1 protein-coding gene and 1 pseudogene are annotated in these 488 nt (G+C 58.6%); both read left to right on the plus strand.

Annotated features, from left to right (window positions below; translation table 11 throughout):
- Window positions 1–194: PA2817 family protein (locus INT12_RS32135; RefSeq protein ID WP_319018070.1), on the plus strand; the 194-nt coding region annotated here is incomplete at its 5' end.
- A 35-nt stretch (window positions 195–229) separates the two neighbouring features.
- Window positions 230–487, plus strand: a pseudogene (locus INT12_RS32140) (PA2817 family protein); the annotation flags it as partial.
- Window position 488 lies beyond the last annotated feature (1 nt).

The following is a 488-nucleotide window of genomic DNA, read 5'->3' on the forward strand; positions in this document are numbered from 1 at the left end:
TCGCCCATCTGGTGCCACGCGACCTGCTGTGGTTCTTCGGCGGCGATTGCCTGCACTTCATGCCCGATGAAGAACTGGACCTGTACCAGGCCCTGGAAGAGCGTCGCTTTGAAGCCGAACAGAACGATGAACCGTTCGACTGGAACCAGGAAAAACAGCTGCTGGCGATGCCGCAGGACCAGAGCAAGCATTGATCATTCAATGTGGGAGGGGGCTTGCCCCCTCCCACACTACCGAGAGCCAGTACCTGGGCCAGGACATGATGAGCCAGGTCATCCTGCGTTACCCGCAAATTGCCCATCTGGTGCCACGCGACCTACTGTGGTTCTTCGGCGGCGATTGCCTGCACTTCATGCCCGACGAAGAACTGGACCTGTACCAGGCCCTGGAAGAGCGTCGCTTTGAAGCCGAACAGAACGACGAACCGTTCGACTGGAACCAGGAAAAACAGCTGCTGGCGATGCCGCAGGACCAGAGCAAGCACTGAT

The sequence above is a fragment of the Pseudomonas sp. K8 genome (assembly GCF_014889455.1).
GTDB lineage: Bacteria > Pseudomonadota > Gammaproteobacteria > Pseudomonadales > Pseudomonadaceae > Aquipseudomonas > Aquipseudomonas veronii.